Raw genomic sequence first — 1,488 nt, forward strand, 5'->3', positions numbered from 1 at the left:
GGTTCCCGAGTGGTCAAAGGGAGCAGACTGTAAATCTGTTGCCGGACGGCTTCGTAGGTTCGAATCCTACCCTCGCCAAATTGCGGGAGTAGCTCAGCTGGTAGAGCATCGGCCTTCCAAGCCGACTGTCGCGGGTTCGATTCCCGTCTCCCGCTGATAGTTATGCCCCTGTAGCTCAGGAGGTAGAGCGCATCCTTGGTAAGGATGAGGTCACCGGTTCAACCCCGGTCGGGGGCTTAATTTTAAAAATTATTTACTAAATAAACAAATAAATAAAGGAGCGTAAATAATGGCTAAGGAGAAGTTTGAGCGGACGAAACCTCATTTAAATATCGGGACCATAGGTCATGTAGATCATGGTAAGAGTACATTGACCAGTGCGATAACACGGGCTTTATCCAAGAAGGGATTGGCGGAGTTTGTGTTATTTGACAGTATAGACAAAGCTCCCGAGGAGAAGGCCCGGGGAATAACTATCAATTTAGCCCATATAGAATACGAGACGGAGAACCGGCATTATGCCCATGTAGATTGTCCTGGACATGCGGACTACATTAAGAACATGATCACCGGAGCGGCTCAGATGGATGGAGCGATATTGGTAGTGAGTGCGGCGGAAGGACCCAAGCCGCAGACCCGTGAGCACATATTATTAGCCCGTCAGGTAAATGTTCCGTCCATTGTGGTGTACTTGAACAAAGTGGATCAGATGGAAGGAGAAGAGGAGTTAGTGGACTTGGTGGAGATGGAAGTTAGGGAATTATTGAGCGAGTATGAATTTCCCGGAGACGACATTCCTGTAATCAGGGGCAGTGCATTGAAGGCGTTGGAGTGCAAGGATGATGAATGCGAGGAATCCTGGAAGTCAATATATGAGTTATTGGATGCAGTAGATGCCTATATTCCCACACCGGAGAGGGACAAGGACAAGCCGTTTTTGATGAGTGTGGAGGACATATTCAGTATAACAGGGCGGGGAACAGTAGCCACAGGTAGAGTGGAGCGTGGAGTAATCAAGCCTCAGAATGAAGTAGAGATAGTGGGATTTGGAGAGACCCGCAAGACGGTGGCGACCAGTTTGGAGATGTTCAGGAAGATATTGGATTATGCGGAGGCAGGGGACAATGTGGGAGTGTTGTTGAGAGGAATAGGTAAGGATGAGGTAGAGCGTGGTCAGGTATTGGCAGCCCCTGGGAGTATAACTCCCCACAAGCGTTTCAAGGCGGAAGTATACATATTGAAGAAAGAAGAAGGGGGTAGACATAAGCCCTTTGTCAAGGGATACCGTCCCCAGTATTATTTCCGGACCACTGATGTGACCGGAGAGATTGCCTCGCTGCCGGAAGGAGTGGAGGTAGTGATGCCGGGAGATAATGTAAACATGGAAGTGAGTTTGATTACCACTGTGGCTATGGAGAAAGGTTTACGGTTTGCCATCCGGGAGGGCGGAAGAACTGTAGGCGCTGGTGTGGTCACTGAAATTATTGA

1 protein-coding gene and 3 tRNA genes are annotated in these 1,488 nt (G+C 48.9%); all 4 read left to right on the forward strand.

The window, feature by feature from the left end:
- A tRNA-Tyr gene (locus APR53_06130) sits at positions 1–78 on the forward strand.
- Between the two features lie 4 nt (positions 79–82).
- Positions 83–155 (forward strand) — tRNA-Gly (locus APR53_06135).
- 9 nt (positions 156–164) lie between these two features.
- Positions 165–237, forward strand: a tRNA-Thr gene (locus APR53_06140).
- Between the two features lie 52 nt (positions 238–289).
- Positions 290–1,488: elongation factor Tu (gene tuf / locus APR53_06145; protein ID KQC03026.1), on the forward strand; the 1,199-nt coding region annotated here is incomplete at its 3' end.

It is taken from the genome of Methanoculleus sp. SDB (assembly GCA_001412355.1).
GTDB lineage: Archaea > Halobacteriota > Methanomicrobia > Methanomicrobiales > Methanomicrobiaceae > LKUD01.